15 protein-coding genes are annotated in these 15,148 nt (G+C 64.2%); 5 read left to right on the top strand and 10 right to left on the bottom strand.

Annotation, left to right across the window (positions count from 1 at the left end):
- Nucleotides 1–17: 17 nt before the first annotated feature.
- Nucleotides 18–608, top strand: a complete 591-nt coding sequence (locus tag H145_RS0104660; protein WP_019946975.1) for an alpha-ketoglutarate-dependent dioxygenase AlkB family protein — start codon at nt 18–20, stop codon at nt 606–608.
- A 304-nt stretch (nt 609–912) separates the two neighbouring features.
- Here the strand turns inward: H145_RS0104660 and H145_RS0104650 are convergent, their stop codons facing one another.
- The 3 genes from H145_RS0104650 to H145_RS0104640 all read right to left on the bottom strand — a co-directional run bounded on the left by H145_RS0104650 (nt 913) and on the right by H145_RS0104640 (nt 3,921).
- Nucleotides 913–2,241, bottom strand: coding sequence for a TonB-dependent receptor plug domain-containing protein (locus H145_RS0104650; protein WP_019946973.1), 1,329 nt, complete (start codon nt 2,239–2,241; stop codon nt 913–915).
- Nucleotides 2,193–3,443, bottom strand: a complete 1,251-nt coding sequence (locus H145_RS0104645; protein WP_026351253.1) for a carboxypeptidase-like regulatory domain-containing protein — start codon at nt 3,441–3,443, stop codon at nt 2,193–2,195. Before H145_RS0104645 ends, H145_RS0104650 begins: the two co-directional genes overlap by 49 nt.
- A gap of 214 nt (nt 3,444–3,657) precedes the next feature.
- The gene (locus tag H145_RS0104640; RefSeq protein WP_019946972.1) at nt 3,658–3,921 is read right to left on the bottom strand and encodes a hypothetical protein; all 264 of its coding nucleotides are present in this window, start codon (nt 3,919–3,921) and stop codon (nt 3,658–3,660) included.
- Between the two features lie 219 nt (nt 3,922–4,140).
- On the opposite strand from H145_RS0104640, the gene H145_RS0104635 reads away from it, so the two are divergent.
- Nucleotides 4,141–5,523 (top strand): FAD-dependent oxidoreductase, encoded by a 1,383-nt coding sequence (locus H145_RS0104635; RefSeq protein WP_019946971.1) that lies wholly within the window; start codon nt 4,141–4,143, stop codon nt 5,521–5,523.
- 147 nt (nt 5,524–5,670) lie between these two features.
- Nucleotides 5,671–6,402 carry a LytR/AlgR family response regulator transcription factor gene (locus H145_RS0104630; RefSeq protein ID WP_019946970.1) on the top strand — a complete coding sequence of 244 codons (732 nt, stop codon included), beginning with the start codon at nt 5,671–5,673 and terminating at the stop codon, nt 6,400–6,402.
- 129 nt (nt 6,403–6,531) lie between these two features.
- Here H145_RS0104630 and H145_RS22540 read toward each other — a convergent pair whose 3' ends face one another.
- Together H145_RS22540 and H145_RS0104620 are read right to left on the bottom strand one after the other, a co-directional pair.
- Nucleotides 6,532–10,113, bottom strand: a complete 3,582-nt coding sequence (locus H145_RS22540) for a PAS domain S-box protein (RefSeq protein WP_019946969.1) — start codon at nt 10,111–10,113, stop codon at nt 6,532–6,534.
- 82 nt (nt 10,114–10,195) lie between these two features.
- Nucleotides 10,196–10,492, bottom strand: coding sequence for an SH3 domain-containing protein (locus H145_RS0104620; protein ID WP_019946968.1), 297 nt, complete (start codon nt 10,490–10,492; stop codon nt 10,196–10,198).
- A gap of 212 nt (nt 10,493–10,704) precedes the next feature.
- Here H145_RS0104620 and H145_RS0104615 point away from each other — a divergent pair, with 212 nt between their 5' ends.
- Entirely contained in the window at nt 10,705–11,337 is a 633-nt protein-coding gene (locus tag H145_RS0104615) for a DUF4136 domain-containing protein (protein WP_019946967.1), read from the top strand.
- Nucleotides 11,338–11,426: 89 nt separating this feature from the next.
- Here H145_RS0104615 and lipA read toward each other — a convergent pair whose 3' ends face one another.
- Together lipA and H145_RS19980 are read right to left on the bottom strand one after the other, a co-directional pair.
- Nucleotides 11,427–12,320 (bottom strand): lipoyl synthase, encoded by an 894-nt coding sequence (lipA, locus tag H145_RS0104610; protein WP_026351252.1) that lies wholly within the window; start codon nt 12,318–12,320, stop codon nt 11,427–11,429.
- 136 nt (nt 12,321–12,456) lie between these two features.
- Nucleotides 12,457–13,341 carry a hypothetical protein gene (locus tag H145_RS19980; protein ID WP_019946965.1) on the bottom strand — a complete coding sequence of 295 codons (885 nt, stop codon included), beginning with the start codon at nt 13,339–13,341 and terminating at the stop codon, nt 12,457–12,459.
- A gap of 102 nt (nt 13,342–13,443) precedes the next feature.
- On the opposite strand from H145_RS19980, the gene H145_RS0104600 reads away from it, so the two are divergent.
- Nucleotides 13,444–13,848 carry an OsmC family protein gene (locus tag H145_RS0104600; protein ID WP_019946964.1) on the top strand — a complete coding sequence of 135 codons (405 nt, stop codon included), beginning with the start codon at nt 13,444–13,446 and terminating at the stop codon, nt 13,846–13,848.
- Between the two features lie 152 nt (nt 13,849–14,000).
- Here H145_RS0104600 and ytxJ read toward each other — a convergent pair whose 3' ends face one another.
- The 3 genes from ytxJ to H145_RS0104585 form a co-directional block, all read right to left on the bottom strand.
- The gene (gene ytxJ / locus H145_RS0104595) at nt 14,001–14,342 is read right to left on the bottom strand and encodes a bacillithiol system redox-active protein YtxJ (RefSeq protein ID WP_019946963.1); all 342 of its coding nucleotides are present in this window, start codon (nt 14,340–14,342) and stop codon (nt 14,001–14,003) included.
- A gap of 33 nt (nt 14,343–14,375) precedes the next feature.
- Entirely contained in the window at nt 14,376–14,711 is a 336-nt protein-coding gene (locus H145_RS0104590) for a hypothetical protein (RefSeq protein ID WP_157541173.1), read from the bottom strand.
- A 100-nt stretch (nt 14,712–14,811) separates the two neighbouring features.
- Nucleotides 14,812–15,144, bottom strand: a complete 333-nt coding sequence (locus H145_RS0104585; RefSeq protein ID WP_157541170.1) for a hypothetical protein — start codon at nt 15,142–15,144, stop codon at nt 14,812–14,814.
- Nucleotides 15,145–15,148: the final 4 nt, after the last annotated feature.

Raw genomic sequence — 15,148 nt, 5'->3', positions numbered from 1 at the left:
CCGCAACTCCTCCGCTTATGCCCCTGCGCCCCCTGTCCCTGCCCGACGCCGAAGTGCTGCTCGACGTCCACTTCCTGGCTCCGGCCGAAGCGGCGGCTTTGCTCGCCGAGCTGACGGCCACCGTGGCCTGGCGGCAGGAGCCAATAAAGCTGTTCGGCCGCGAAGTGATGCAGCCCCGCCTGACGGCCTGGTACGGCGACCCCAACGCGACTTACCGCTACTCGGGCCTGCACCTGGAGCCGCTGCCCTGGCTGCCGGCGCTGCAGCATTTGCGGGCGCAGCTCGAAGCCGCTACCGGCGCCCGCTTCAACAGCGTGCTGCTCAACCTCTACCGCTCGGGCCAGGACAGCATGGGCTACCACGCCGACGACGAGCCCGAGCTGGGCCCGGCGCCCGTCATTGCCTCGCTCACGCTGGGCGCCACCCGCACTTTCCGCCTCAAGCCCCGCCCCGGCGTGCCCGCGCAGGCCCTGAGCCTGCCCCTGCCGGCCGGCAGCCTGCTGGTGATGCGCGGCGAAACCCAGCAGAACTGGCTGCACGCACTGCCCAAAACCGTCCGCCCCGTCGGCCCCCGCCTCAACCTCACCTTCCGCCTGGTGGGGGAGTGAGGAGTGAAGTGAGAGCTTAGAACTTAGAGCTTAGACAAACGTCATTCAGAGCGAAGCGAAGAATCTCGCGTGCGAACCGTTAGGGTAGTTCCCAACGGCCTCACGCGAGATTCTTCGCTTCGCTCTGAATGACGTTCGTCTAAGCTCTAAGTTCTAAATTCTAAGCTCTCACTTCTACTTCACATCCAGCTGCAGGCCCAGGTAGAGCAGGCGGCCGATTTGCGGGCCGCCGTATACCTGAATGTTGTGGCTGTTGAAGACGTTGGAACCGCCGCCCTGCAGCGTGAGGCCCATTTTGGCGAAGTTAGCCTACGTAAGCGTCGGTTACGCTGTAGTCGGCGAGCTGGCCCACGGCGAAGGGCGTGCCGTACTCGTGGCCCTGGGCCCAGCGGTAGTTCAGCGCGTAGCTCAGGTGGGTGAGGGCGGTGCCGCTGGCGCCCACGTTGTACTTGTGCTTGGGCGTATTGAAATAGGTCTGAAAGTCGGCGTCCGACACATCGGTGCGGTCCTGCACGTTGAGCGTGTAGTTGGCGGCCACTTTCAGGAAGGGCGCGAAGGCATAGGTCAGGCTGACGGCCGCACCCTGAGTTCGCACTTCCTGGTTGGCATTGGTCCAGACCTGCAGCACGCGGGTAGGCGAAGTAGCCTCCTGGAAGGGCGACTCGGGCGTGGTGCGCGCGGCCTCGGCCGCCAGCTGCGGGCCGGTGGGGCGGCTGCCGTCGCGGTTGCCGATAAAGCGCACGGCCCCGATGAAGTCGTTGTAGTAGTTGCGGTAGTAGTTCACATCGAAGGCCAGCTGGTCGGTCAGGGCGCCTTTGTAGCCTACTTCGTACGAGCTCAGGCGCTCCAGCTTCAGGGTGGCCACATCCAGTTCTTCGCCGGGCCGGCCGTTGGTAATGCGGTAGCCCTGGAAGCCGTTGCCCACGTTGCCCAGCAGCAACACCTGCTTCACATCGAGCTGAATGTACTGGTCGAGCTGGGTGGGCGAGCGGAAGGCGCGGCCGAAGCTGGCGCGGAAGTTATGCTGGCGCGCATCGCCCACCGAGTACACCACCGAAGCCCGCGGCGAGAAGGCCGGCTTGAAGTTCTTGAAATCATCGACCCGGCCTGCCAGCGCCACTTTCACGCGCTCATCAAGCCACTTTTTGGTCAGCTGGGCGTAGCCGCCGAGCTCGTGGTTCTGCACCCGGTCTTCGGTGTCGCTGAACAGGTTGCCGCCCGAGCCCAGCCGGAACTTGCGGTAGGCGGCGCCCACAATCAGGTCGGCCGTTTCGGCTAGCCGGAAGTTGTACTGGGCGTTGCCCTCGTTGAGCAGCGAGCTGGGGTTGAGCCGGGCGCCGCGGCCGGGCGTGGCGTTGCCGATGATCTGGCTGCGCAGGTTGCGGAAATCGGCCGAGTTGGGGTCGAGCTGGTACGGGCCCTGGCTGACCAGCGCCAGGGCCGACTGCTGGGCCTGCTCGTCGCTCTGGCCTTTGGCGCGCGACACGCCGTACTCGTTCAGGTAAGCCCCAAAATAGCGCTGGGCGTAGGTGGTGCCGGCCCCGGTGGCAATGGGCGCGTTCTGAATAAACGAGCCCAGCAGGTTCAGATCGTACGAATTTTTGCCGAAGTCCTGCACCGACTGGCCCCGCAAAAACCAACGGCTACCCTTGATTTCGCCGTGGTACTGGTTGAAACCGAAGTTCTTGAGCCGGTAGCGGCTGGAGCTCTGGTAGCTGGCCGTGCCCCGCTGTAGCTGGCGCCGGCCGTTAGCTTAATCGAGCTGGTGAGCAGGTACGAAACCGACGGCAGCACCTTCAGCGACCGGGCCTGGTCGTCGCTTCCGACCAGCGTTTTTTCGGTGAAGCCGGGCATAAACAGCGTTTTGCCCCGCAGATCGGCAATCGGGTACGAAGCCGGCACCGTGAAGGCCACGTCGCCGTAGCGGTTCACGGCCTCGTAGCCCAGCGCCGAGCCCTGCTCGTTGTTGCGGCCCTCCACCCGCCGGTCGGTGGCCGAGTAGTCGTCGGCCAGCCAGTCGTTGGCCGTCAGATAAGCGCCCGTAATCTTGAAGGCAAACTTCTGGCCGATGCGCTGGGCGTAACGCAGCTGCCCATCAAAGAGGCTGCGGCTGCCGCCGCGCACGCGCAGCGTCAGGCCCTCGGTTACGAAGGGGTCTTTCGAGTTCTGGAGCAGCACGCCGTTGAAGGCGTTGGCGCCGTACAGCGCTGAGGCCGGACCGTGGATGATTTCGATGCTTTCAATATCAATTTCGGGCTGGCCCTGCAGGTTGCCCGAGTTAATGTTGAGCGAAGGCGACTGGGTGTCGAAGTAGTCGGTAAGCTGGATCAGGCGCTCGGATTTGGGCGAGTTGAAGCCCCGGGTGCTGAGCGAATTCATCAGCATGCTCGTGCCGTTCACATCGATGCCTTTGAACTGGTTGAGGCCCACCTGCACATCGGGCGGCGGCAGCTGCAGCACCTGCTGCGAGGTTACTTTCTCTACCGTTACGGGCGCCTGCAGAATGTTCTCCTCCTTGCGCGAGGCCGAGGCAATCACCTCGGTGGTTTGGATGGGGTTGGGCTTGAGCTCCACCCGGATGGCGTTGTCGGGCTGGCTGAGCAGCACCTCGCGGGTCACGTAGCCCACAAACGACACGGCCAGCGTTACGGGCCCGCCGCCGAAGTCAGCTTTCAGCGTGAAGTTGCCGTCGCGGCCGGTGCTCGTGCCGATAAAGGTGCCCTGAATGAAGATGGTGGCGCCGGGCAGCGGCTGGCCCTCGTTGGTGAGCACGGTGCCGCCCACGGTGGCCTCCTGTGCCCGGGCACGCAGGCCCTGGCCCAGCAGAAGCAGCACCAGTAAAAGAAATGAGTAAGGGTTACGCATACGAAGAAGTACAAAAAACAAAAAACCCCCTCCGTTCAGAAGGGGGTGCAAAAGTATAGTATGCATGCCGCATATCCTACTTTCAAGTCATTGATGACTATAGGATTGGAACTTTTCTAAAGTAGTATTCAGGCGGGAAAGCACGTGCGTGATTACGGGGTGAACAGGGTTCCGGCGGCCCAAATCAGTAGCGCATGTTGGTGGGGCCGTACAACAACGGGCAATGTTCGTCGCCAACCACGTAACCGCCGATTCGCACTACTGTGCCGGTGCCGGCCTGGGCCTTTTCGGCTTCGGGGAAAGAGGCCTGGAACCGCGTCCGGGCGGTCTGCTGGGCCGGATTGTACACTAGCGTGAGGCGCATGAGGCGCTGGCGCTGACGGGCCCGCCGCTGCCGCGCAAATTTGGAGGCTATATCGTATAAGAGGAAAGCAGGAGCATGTAGCATTGGAGCTCAACAATAGGGTAACCGAATCAATTTATAATGCAAAGTACGGGGAGAAGCAGGCGTCAGGATTTCAAAAAAAGCCGCGCGGCGGAACTTTCTCGCTCAACACCCGGAATAGCTCGGCCAACACGTGCGGCAGCGCCGGTCTGGCGGCCGCATCCCGGCGCAATCGAGTACCTTCGGGGTCTTGTTTCGCTTTTCCCGCCTACTGTTTCTCCGATGCTGACTTCTTCCCCCGCCACCCTGCCGCCGCCCGCCGAAACCCTTACCGTGATGGGCGCGGGGCTGGTGGGCTGCCTGCTGGCGCTGTACCTGGCCCGGCACGGCCACACGGTCGAGCTATTTGAGCGCCGGCCCGACCTGCGGGGCGACGTGAAAGTAGAGGCGCGCTCCATCAACCTGGCCCTTTCCGACCGGGGCTGGCGGGCGCTGGAGGGCGTGGGCATTGCCGAGGCCGTGCGCGAGGTGGCCATTGCCATGCGCGGCCGCATGATGCACGGCGTGGACGGGGAGCTCACGTTTCAGCCCTACGGCCGCGACGGGCAGGCCATCTACTCGGTATCCAGGGCGGGCCTGAACCGGCGCATGCTGGATCTGGTGGAGCAGCAGCCCGGCATCCGGGTGCAGTTCGACCAGCACTGCCAGCGCGTGGATTTGCGCCGGCGCCAGCTGGAAATGCGCGACGAAACCACCGGCGAGTCGCGCACGCAACCGTTTCAGCGCCTGTTCGGGGCCGACGGGGCCTACTCGGCCGTGCGCGGGGCCATGCAGCGCACCGACCGCTTCAACTACTCGCAGCAGTACCTCGACTACGGCTACAAGGAGCTGACCATTGCCGCGGCGCCCGACGGCAGCTGGCCCATCGAGAAGCACGCGCTGCACATCTGGCCCCGCGGCCAGTACATGATGATTGCGCTGCCCAACCTCGACGGCTCGTTCAACTGCACGCTGTTTTTCCCTTATGAAGGCGCCGCCTCGTTTGCCGCCCTGCAGACGCCGGCCCAGGTGCGCACGTTTTTCGCCGAGCATTTTGCCGACGCGCTGCCGCTGATGCCCGACCTGGAAACCGAGTTTTTCGCCAACCCCACCAGTTCGCTCGTAACGGTGCGCTGCTTTCCGTGGAGCCACGCCGACGACGTGCTGCTGCTCGGCGACGCTTCGCACGCCATTGTGCCCTTCTATGGCCAGGGCATGAACTCAGGCTTCGAGGATTGCGCCGCGCTGGCCGAGCTGCTCGAGGAGCACGGCGCCGACTGGCCGCGCATCATGCGGGCCTTCGAAACCACGCGCAAGCCCAACACCGATGCCATGGCCGATCTGGCCGTGTACAACTTCTATGAAATGCGCGACCGGGTAGCCGACCCGCGCTTCCTGCTCCAGAAAAAGATTGAAGGCAAGCTGGCCGCCCAGTACCCACAGCAGTGGCTGCCGCTGTACTCGCAGGTAACCTTTTCGCAGCTGCCCTACGCCGAAGCCCTAGCCAACGGCCAGGCCCAGGAGCAGGTAATGCAGCGTCTGATGCCCCACATTCAGGCCGAAGTCGACTACGAGCGGCCCGAAGTGCAGGCGCTGGTAGCGGCCGAAATGGCCCGCCGCAGCTGAACACTATCAGCGGCTTAGGGTTGCCAGATACGGGCAAAAAGGTTAGCTTAGCCAGTCCGCTGCATTTCCCGGCAAGTGCCTTTCTGGCGCACTTTTGGAGGTGCAGGTGCGGCACCTCCCTGGCCGCTTCATTTTACCCACCCTCGCATGTCCAAGCTGCTTACCTGTGCTATTATTGATGATGAGGAGATAAACCGGCTGACGCTGGAACATTACATTTCGCTTACCGGCTCGCTGCCGCTCGTCTCTTCGCTGGATGACGCGCTGCAGGGCCTGGAGTATTTCCGGGCCGGCAACCGCGTCGATGTGCTGTTTCTGGACGTGCAGATGCCCCAGCTCAACGGCCTCGACCTGTTGCGCATCCTGCCCGACCCGCCCATCGTCATCCTCACCACGGCCCACGAAGATTTTGCCGTCGATGCCTTCGACCTGCGCGTGACCGATTACCTGGTGAAGCCCTTCGACTACGCCCGCTTCAGCCGGGCCGTGCAGCGGGCCCTGCTCCAGCACGAAACCCCAATGGCCGCCGCTGCCCCCGCCCCCACTGCCGCCCCCGCGCCCCCCGACAACGACCTGTTCGTGAAGGTGAACAGCAAAATGGTGCGCATCAACTTCGATGAGGTGCTCTACATCGAGGCGCTGTCCGATTACGTGGTTATCGTAACCGAGAAGCAGAAATACATTGTGTACACCACCATGAAGTCGTTGGATGCGCGCCTGCCGTTCGAGCATTTCGTGCGCGTGCACCGCTCCTACATCATCAACCTCAAGCGCATCGAGGCCATCGAAGACGGGGCGGCCGTGGTGCCCGGCGGCCAGCACGTGCCCATCGGCAAGTCCTACCAGGAGGCCTTTTTCAGCAAGCTGAACCGGATCTGAGAGGTGATTTGGTGAGATGGTAAGGTGGTGAAATGGTGAGTTTGATGTTCGAAAGTCCTACCGGCGCAAATGGCGCAATCAGGGCCCTCGAACATCAAACTCACCAAATCACCACCTCACCATCTCACCTTATTCCAGCCGTACGGTGCCGAGCTGCTCTACGGCGGCGGTGAGCGTGTCGGCCAGCAGCCGGGTGGCCGCCAGCAGCGTATCGGCGGCGGGCAGCGGCGCGGTAGCGGGCCGCGAGAGAGGTTCGAGCAGCGCAATGGCGTCGTCGGGGCTCGTAATGCCCAGCAGCAGCAGCGAGGGGCGCAGCTTGTGGGCCAGCGCGCCCACGGCGGGCCAGTCGGCGGCGGCGGCAGCTTCGCGAAGCTGGCTGACCACTAGCGGCGTGTGCGTGCGGAACGAGCCGATGATTTTCTGCATGAAAATGCTGCTGCCGTGCGCCGTTTCGCGCAGCCGCGTCAGGTCGAACAGGGCAGCGGGCTCGGGCGCTGCTACCTGCGGCGAGGGCTCGGCGGGCGGCAGGGGCGGCTGGGCCTCCAGCGTGGCCACCGGCACGGGCCGCAGGTTGGCTTCGAGCTTATGAAACAATTCATCCTCCTCGAACGGCTTCGACAGGTAATCGAGCCCGGCGGCGCGGTAAAGCTCATCATCGGAACGCATAACGTTGGCCGTGAGGGCAATAACGGGCGTGTTGGCGCGGTGCGGGTCGGGGTGGCGGCGCAGCTCGTGCGTAACGTCGAGGCCGCTCATGCCGGGCATCTGAATGTCCATCAGCACCACGTCGTAGAGGCGGGCTTCGAGCTGCTGCAGGGCCTCGGGGCCGTCGGAGGCTACGTAGGCCTCCACGGCCCAGCCCTCCAGCATCAGCAAGGCCAGCTGCTGGTTGACGGGGTGGTCTTCGACGAGCAGCACCCGGCGGCCCCGCAGCCGGCCGTAGTCGGGCAGGGGGCGCGGGGCGGGTGCGGGCGGCAGGGCGGCAGCCTTGGGTAGCGTGAGGGTGAAGTAGAACGTGCTGCCCTGCCCGTCGGCGCTTTCCACCCACATGCGGCCGCCCAGCTGCTCTACCAGCCGCCGGCTGATGGTGAGGCCCAGGCCCGTGCCGCCGAAGCGCCGCGAAATATCGGCGTAGGCCTGGGCGAAGTTCTCGAAGATGCTTTCCTGCTTGTCGGGCGCAATGCCGATGCCGGTGTCGCGCACGCAGAACTCCAGGGCCAGCGCCTCGGCCGTTTCGTGTAGCAGGCGGCCGCCCAGCTCCACGTAGCCCTGGTGCGTGAATTTGAGGGCGTTGCTGAGCAGGTTGAGCAGAATCTGGTTGAGCCGGCCCGGGTCGCCGACGACCAGCGGGTGCGCCAGGTACAGGTACTGGATGCGCAGCTCAATACTTTTTTCCTCGGCCCGGTAGGCCAGGCTCTGCACGGCGTCTTTCACGAGCTGGCAGACATCAAACGGCACCTGCTCCAGCTCCAGTTGGCCGGCCTCCATCTTGGCCACATCCAGCACGTCGTTGATGACGGTGAGCAGGTGGCGGCCCGAGCTGCGCAGTATCCGCAGGTGCTCCTGCTGGGTTTCGTTGAGCGGCGTTTTGGCCAGCAGCCCGGCCATGCCCAGAATGCCGTTGATGGGCGTGCGGATTTCGTGGCTCATGTTGGCCAGGAAGTTCTGCTTGGCCTGGGCCGTGTTTTCGGCCTCTTCCTTGGCCCGGATCAGCTCCTTTTCGGCCAGCAGGCGCTCGGTGATTTCCTGGCCGTAGGCAATTACGTAGGGCTCCTCGCCGGGCTCTTCCACCCGGTAGTTGTCGTAAATAAGGTGGTGGGGCCGGCCATCGGGGCCGCTGAGCGTGAGCAGGCCCGTGAGCTGCTGCTGCTGCTCGTGGGCCAGGCGCAGGTACTGGTCGAGCTGGTCGTGGAAATCGGGCGACAGCACCTCGCGCAGCGAGCGGCCCACCAGCATTTCGGGCGAGGCGCCCACGAGCTGGGCCGCCGCCGGGTTCACCGACAAAACCCGGCCCGTCAGGTCGTGGGTACAGATCAGGGCCTGCGAGTACTGCATCAGGTCGCGGTACTGCTTGGTGCTTTTCTCCAGTGTCTGGCGGGCCTTTCTCATCTCCGTGATGTCGGTGCTTACGCCCAGCACGTTGAGGCTGCCATCGGCCCGCACCAGCGGGCGCTTCACCGTCTGCAGCCAGATGGTAGTGCCGTCCTGGATGGTGAAGGTGTTTTCGAGCACCAGCTCCCGGCCCGTGCGCAGCACGTACTGGTCGGATTCGACGAAGGCCTGCAGCTCCTGGGCCGCCGCGCTGCCGGGCTCGGGGTTCTCGCGGTGGTTGCTCAGCTCCAGCAGCTCACCGAAGGCGCGGTTGCTGAACACCACCCGGGCGCGGTCGTCGGTGGCCCAGATAATGCTGGGCGTGGTATCGACCACGGCCCGCACAAATGCCTGATTTTCGCGCAGCTCGGCCTCCCGCTCGCGCAGCAGGTTTTCGGCGTTGTAACGGTCGGTAATATCAATGCCGTAGCCGATTACCATGCGCAGCTCGCCGGCGGGCGTGAACACGGGGGCCATGTGGCGCAAAGCCAGCCGCGGACCGTCGGGGCCCGTCAGGTGCTCTTCCCAGGCCAGCGTGGTGCGCTGCTGCACCACCTGCTCGAACTGCTGGCGGCGGTGCCGGGGCTGCTCGTCGGAGCGCCCGCGGTAGGCGGCGTACTCAAAATCGTCGTGGCCGATAATCCAGTGGCGCAGTGCGTCGTTGCGGATGGCTGCCGGGTTGACGAACAGGTAGCGGTGCTGCGCGTCGAACACAGCCACATCGGCGGGCAGCTGGTTGAGCACGGTTTCGTAGAACTCCTGCTGCTCGGCCAGCCGCTTTTCAGCCTCCTTGAGGGGCGTGATGTCGGTGAGGTAGAGGTTGGCGTACTGGTCTTCGGGGAAAGGCGTGATGGCCAGCTGAAAGCAGCGCGGGCCAAAACCCACCTCCAGCTGCACCAGCGCCTGGGTGCGCAGGGCCTCGCCGGCGGCCTCGTACAGCTGCCCGGCCAACTCGGGCTCCTGGTCGGGCTTGAGGTATTCCTGGCGCAGGGCCTCGGCGGCGGGGTTGCTGTACAGCAGCCGGCCGTCGGCGTGCAGGCGCAGAATCAGGTTGGGGTCCTGGCCCGGAATGCGCGAGAGCGAATGCAGGTACTGCTCGGCCCGGCGCGCCTGCGTCACATCCCGAAACGAGAGCAGGTAGCCGGCCGCCACCAGCTCGTCGGGGCCGCTGAGGGGCACGAAGTCAAGTTCGAGAATGGTGCCGTCGGCCAGCTCCAGATCCTGGCCCAGCACCCGCTGGTTGGCTTTGCGCAACGCGTTAAGGCGCTGGCCCACCAGCCCGGGCCGGGCCGTGCGGGCCAGCATCCGAGCCAGCAACGGCTCTACCGGGCCATCGATCTGGGCCAGCGGCAGCACCTCGCTGATGCCGAACAGGTCGCACAGTTCCTGGTTGAGCAAAGCCACCGTGCCATTCTGGTGGGCCACCAGCACGGCCACGCGCAGGTTCTGGGTCAGGCGCGTGATGCTGTCGGTGAGCCGCCCGACGGTGCGCTGGGTGGAAGTCAGGTGGCGGCGCAGGCCAGCCGCCTGGTTTTCGGCGTCCAGCCGCAGGCGGCGTTCCTGGGCCAGCTCGGCAGTCAGGCTTTCAAGAGTGGGGGCAGAAGCAGAGGATGCAGCCATGGCACGAAAGTACAGCCCCCGGCGCTATGCCCGGTTGGCCACCCGGCCGCACCGGCCGGTTGCCCACGAGCCGGCCGAAGGGTTATTTACCGAAGCAGGTGCGGTACATGTAGCCGGTTTCCGTCTTGCCGTCGGCCGTTACGCGCACCTTCACGAAATAGGCGCTTACCGTATCCATCACCTGCACCTGACTACCGGCATTGAGGGTGGTCAGCTGCTTGGAGGTTTTGGTCATGCCGTCGTAAAGGATGCACTCGACCACCGACGTATGCTCTACGGGCTTGGAATCGGGGTGGCGCGAGCGGGAATCGTCGCGCGCCGAGCTGCAGGACGCGGTAAACAGGGCCAGGGCACCAAAGTAGAGTACAGTTTTCTTCATAGGAGTACGGTCAGGAAATGACAATTTCGACAAAAGATAACCACAATTATAATCGTGGGGCAAATTCCGGCGTTTAATCTATTGCCGGGCTCCGCTGGTGCTGGCGGCCGCGCGGGAACGTGCGGCCGGCTGCAGCTGTTGTTTAAGCAACCCGGCCGCCGGGCTTTCCCGAACCCGCCGGCCGGATTCTACTCACTGAATTTTATTCGTTTATGAACCGCATTTCCCGTTTTCTGCTCCGCCCGCTCGCCTACTCGGTGCTGGGCCTGAGTTTGCTGCTGGGCGCTACCAGCTGCACTACGACTGCCCGCGTGGGCGTCACCTCCGATTACGACCATTCCGTCAATTTCCGCGCCTACCGCACCTGGGCCTGGTACCCGCAGCAGCGCTCCGACACCGAGGGCGGCCCGGCCCAGGGCTACGAGTCGTTCCTGGATAAGCGCATTCGCACGGCCGTCGAGCAACAGCTGGGCTCCAAGGGCCTGACGATGGTGGAGGCCTCGGCTAACCCCGATGTGTTTGTGGCCTACAGTGCCCGCGTCGAGGACAAGCAGCGCGCCGTGGGCTCGCCCTACGGCCCCTACGGCTACCCCTACTACGGCTATGGCTACGGCTACGGCAGCCTCTACAACCGCGGCTACGTAACCGAGTACAAGGCCGGCACGCTCATTCTCGACTTCGTGGATGCCAGCCGCAAGGAACTGGCCTGGCGCGGCCAGGGCCAGGCGCAGGTAGACAACCAAACCATCTCGGAAGCCGAGGTGCAGCGCATCGTCACCAGCATTCTGGGCAACTACCCGCCCCAGGATGGCCGCCCCACCAGCTCGCAGGCCTACCGCGAGTAAGCTGGCGGCCCAGCTTTCAAATAACAAAAAGCCCGCTCTTCAAAACGAAGAGCGGGCTTTTTTTAGCTTTTGCGGATTAGCAGCCCGGCTTAGATGGGCACGTTCACGTGGCGCTCGGCGTGGTAGCTGGAGCGCACCAGCGGGCCGCTTTCTACGTACTTGAGGCCCCGGCGCAGCCCTTCCTCGCGGTAGTGGGCAAACAGGTCGGGGTGGATGAACTCGGCCACCTCGATGTGGCGCTTGGTAGGCTGCAGGTACTGGCCTAGCGTGAGGATGTCGAGGCCGTGGGCCACGAGGTCGTCCATGGCCTGGTACATCTCATCCTTGGTTTCGCCCAGGCCCAGCATAATGCCCGACTTGGTACGCTTACCAGCGTCCTTGGTGCGCCGGATCTGCTCCAGGCTGCGGTCGTACTTGGCCTGGGGGCGAACGAGGCGGTAGAGGCTGCCCACCGTTTCCATGTTGTGCGACACCACTTCCTGGCCGCCGGCAATCATGGTATCGAGCGCGGCCCAGTTGGCCTTCACGTCCGGAATCAGGGTTTCGATGGTGGTGCTGGGGCTGAGCTGCTTGGTCTGCACCACGGTTTCGTACCACACGCTGGCCCCGCGGTCCTTCAGCTCGTCGCGGTTGACGCTGGTGAGCACCGCGTGCTTGACGCCCATGAGCTGAATGGCCTCGGCTACGCGGCGGGGCTCGTCGAGGTCTAGCTCGGAAGGGCGGCCGGTGGCCACGGCGCAGAACGAGCACGAGCGGGTGCAGATGTTGCCCAGAATCATGAACGTAGCCGTGCCCGCGCCCCAGCACTCGCCCATGTTGGGGCAGTTGCCGCTCTCGCAGATGGTGTGCAGCTTGTGCTCGTCGACGAGGCGGCGCACGTTGGCGTAGGCCGGGCCGACCGGCAGTTTCACGCGCAGCCAGTCGGGCTTGCGGGGCTTGGCCGGGGCAGCCGCCTGGGGCTGAATAATGGGCAGAGTCAGCAACAAATCATCCATGGCACAAAGGTACGAGGATTGGGGGGAGTGGAGAAGCAGGAAATGGTAAAAGCATAAGGGCTGAAAGACCGGGTTGTTTTGTCTTTCAGCCCTTATGCTTGCCGAAACCCCTGCGACGGCCCTGTTAGTTGCGGTTGCCCAGATAAATCGTCAGGTACACCGAGGGCAGAAACTGGTCGTTGATGGACTTGTCAGGCGTCAGCACCGAGTTGCGGATGATGATGGGCGTCTTGGTATACGCTTCGAGCAACACGCCCACTTCGGCACCGGCCACGGCGTCGCGGTAGCGGCCAAACTCAAAGTCAAGCCCGCCGCGCACGTGGGCCCCGATAATGGGCTTGGTGTCGCCGGCGCCCGAAAAAAGCGGGGCCCGGTCGTAGATACCCGACTCGCCGTGCTTGGCGGGGTCGTACTGCTCGTTGCGCACATCCAGCACCCCAGACTGCCGGTCGGCGTAGTTGTAACCGATGTAGTAGGGCATCAGCAGGCCAATGGAGGGGCCGCCGCTCAGCAGCGCATTCACCTGCACGCCCGCTTCGGGGGCTTTCCGGAAAACCACGCGCTGCACGCCAAACGAGGGGCGCAGGGCGAAAAGGTAGTTGGTTTTGCCCCGCACATACGTGCCGCCGTACTCAGTTACCTGCTTGCTTTCCTTGGGGTGCTTGATTTCCACCGCCTCAATGCTCCAGAAACGCGCCCAGTCCTGAGTAAGCAAGCGGGTAGAGCGCACCGAAACGCCACCAATCAGCCCGCCCCGGGTGTTGAAGTTGATGCCGTAGGTGAACTCTTTGCGGTAAGACGGCTGGTCGCTGCTGATGCCCGGCCGGGCCGGTTTGCGCTGGACCTGGGAGCGAGGCTCGTTTGAAGCGCGGGATTGGTCCGGCGTGCGGGGCTGGGTTGCAGGGCGAGCCTGCGGCCGGTCCTGCGCCTGAGCCCGCGGAGCAGTTAACAAGGCCAGCAACAGGCCGCCGCCCAGGTAAGCCGCGGTGCGTACAGTTCGAAGATGCATAAATGGTCGGGTAGAAAACGACAGCGCCGGCGGGCGCTGACCGCCAACCCCTCCGAAAGTACGTAAATTCGCCCGCATACTTCGCCTGTTTACCTGTTTCTTATGAGCACTATCACCGCCCGCTACGCCGGCCAGCTGCGCACCGAGGCCACCCACGCCGGCTCGGGCAATTCCATCCTGACCGATGCCCCCACCGACAACCAGGGCCGGGGCGAAGCGTTTTCGCCCACCGACCTGGTTTGCGCGGCCCTGGGCTCGTGCATGATGACCATTATGGGCATCGTGGCCGAGCGCCACAGCCTCGACCTGACCAGCACCACCTGGGATACCACCAAGCACATGCTCAGCGACCCGCGCCGCATCGGCCAGATTGACCTGACGTTCCGCCTGCCGGCCGCCCTGCCCCAAAAGGAGCGCGACCTGCTGGAGCGGGCCGCCAAAACCTGCCCGGTAGCGCTTAGCCTGAACCCCGAAATAAAGCAGCAGGTTCAGTTTTTATATGAGTAGTGAGGTGGTGATAAAAGCACGGTCATTCTGAGCGGAGCGAAGAATCTCGCGGGCAATGGTAACTCTGTCGTCAGGAATTACTGTGGCACGCGAGATTCTTCGACTTCGCCTCCGGCTTCGCTCAGAATGACAGTTCTTTTCTCACCATCTCACTATTTCACCTTTCCCTTCACGTCGCTCAGGCGGATGCCGTTGTGCGAGGCGTGGTAGGTGCACTCGCCGTCCTGGATGAGCAGCAGCTGGGGCGACTCGTGTTGCACGCGGAATTTCTGGGCCAGCTCCTGCGAAATGGGGCGGTAGCTGAGCAAATCGAGGTAGTAGAGCTTGGTATCGTCGAGGCCGGCATCGGCCCACTGCCGCTCAATCTTGCTCTTGACCATGGCGCTGATGGAGCAGGTAGTGCTGTGCTTGAAAACGAGTACCGGCTGCTCGGCCGATTCGCGGACGATTTCGAGAAGCTGGTCGGCTTGGGTGAGGGGTTGCCAGGGGGTCATAGAAGGAAAGTAAAAGCAGAGGGAAAACCGGCGCTACTGCACCGGCGCCGCGTTGGGCTTCTTACGACGAAGACGAAAATGCACCTTCGATGGTTCGCTTACGCGCGGCGTGCCGTCGCGGCCGAACTTGTAGTCGGGCTGGTCGGCGGGCGGCGGCAGCGCGGCCAGGCGGCCGGCGGCCTGCATGCGCAACTCCTTTTTGCGCACCGTCAGGTGCGACTCCTTGTAGCGCGCCTCTACTTTGCGGGCATCGCGCAGGGCCTGGCGGCTGGCTTTGCGCTGGGCGGCCGGGCTGCTGTACTCGAGCTGGGCCCGGGCCTCGGGGGCAGCCAGGGCCAGCAGCAGGGCCCCAATCAACAGATAACGCATAGGGATAGAGCAAAAGAGAAGAAGCGGCCGCGGGGCCGATTATTGGTAAGCTACGCATTCCGGGCGTAATGCCGGGCGCGAGCGGCGCGGCCGGCCTCGGCTACTTCTGAAAGGGCAGCGTGATGCCCAGAAACTTGCGGGCGCCGCCGGTTTTGCGCTTCAGCCGCCGCCGCTCGTACTTGGGCTTTTTCACCAGCCCGGTTTTTTTATCGAGCACGTTCTTTTTGGTGCGCACGGCCTCGCGCTCCACGTCCAGCGCCCGCCCGTCGGCCGACTCGTTGGCGGGCTTGCGGTTGCGCTGCACGATGGGCTGGGGCGGCGCCGTGGGGTCGGGGATGCGGTAGGGGTGGCGCTGGCAGGCGGGGGCCAGCAGCGAGGCCGCTGCCAGCCCCAGCACCGCTAGCCAGCGGCCCGGCAGGAAAGAAGCCTTCATGGGG

This window comes from Hymenobacter aerophilus DSM 13606 (assembly GCF_000382225.1).
GTDB classification, from domain to species: domain Bacteria; phylum Bacteroidota; class Bacteroidia; order Cytophagales; family Hymenobacteraceae; genus Hymenobacter; species Hymenobacter aerophilus.
This window is presented reverse-complemented; position numbering and strand designations above follow the sequence as displayed.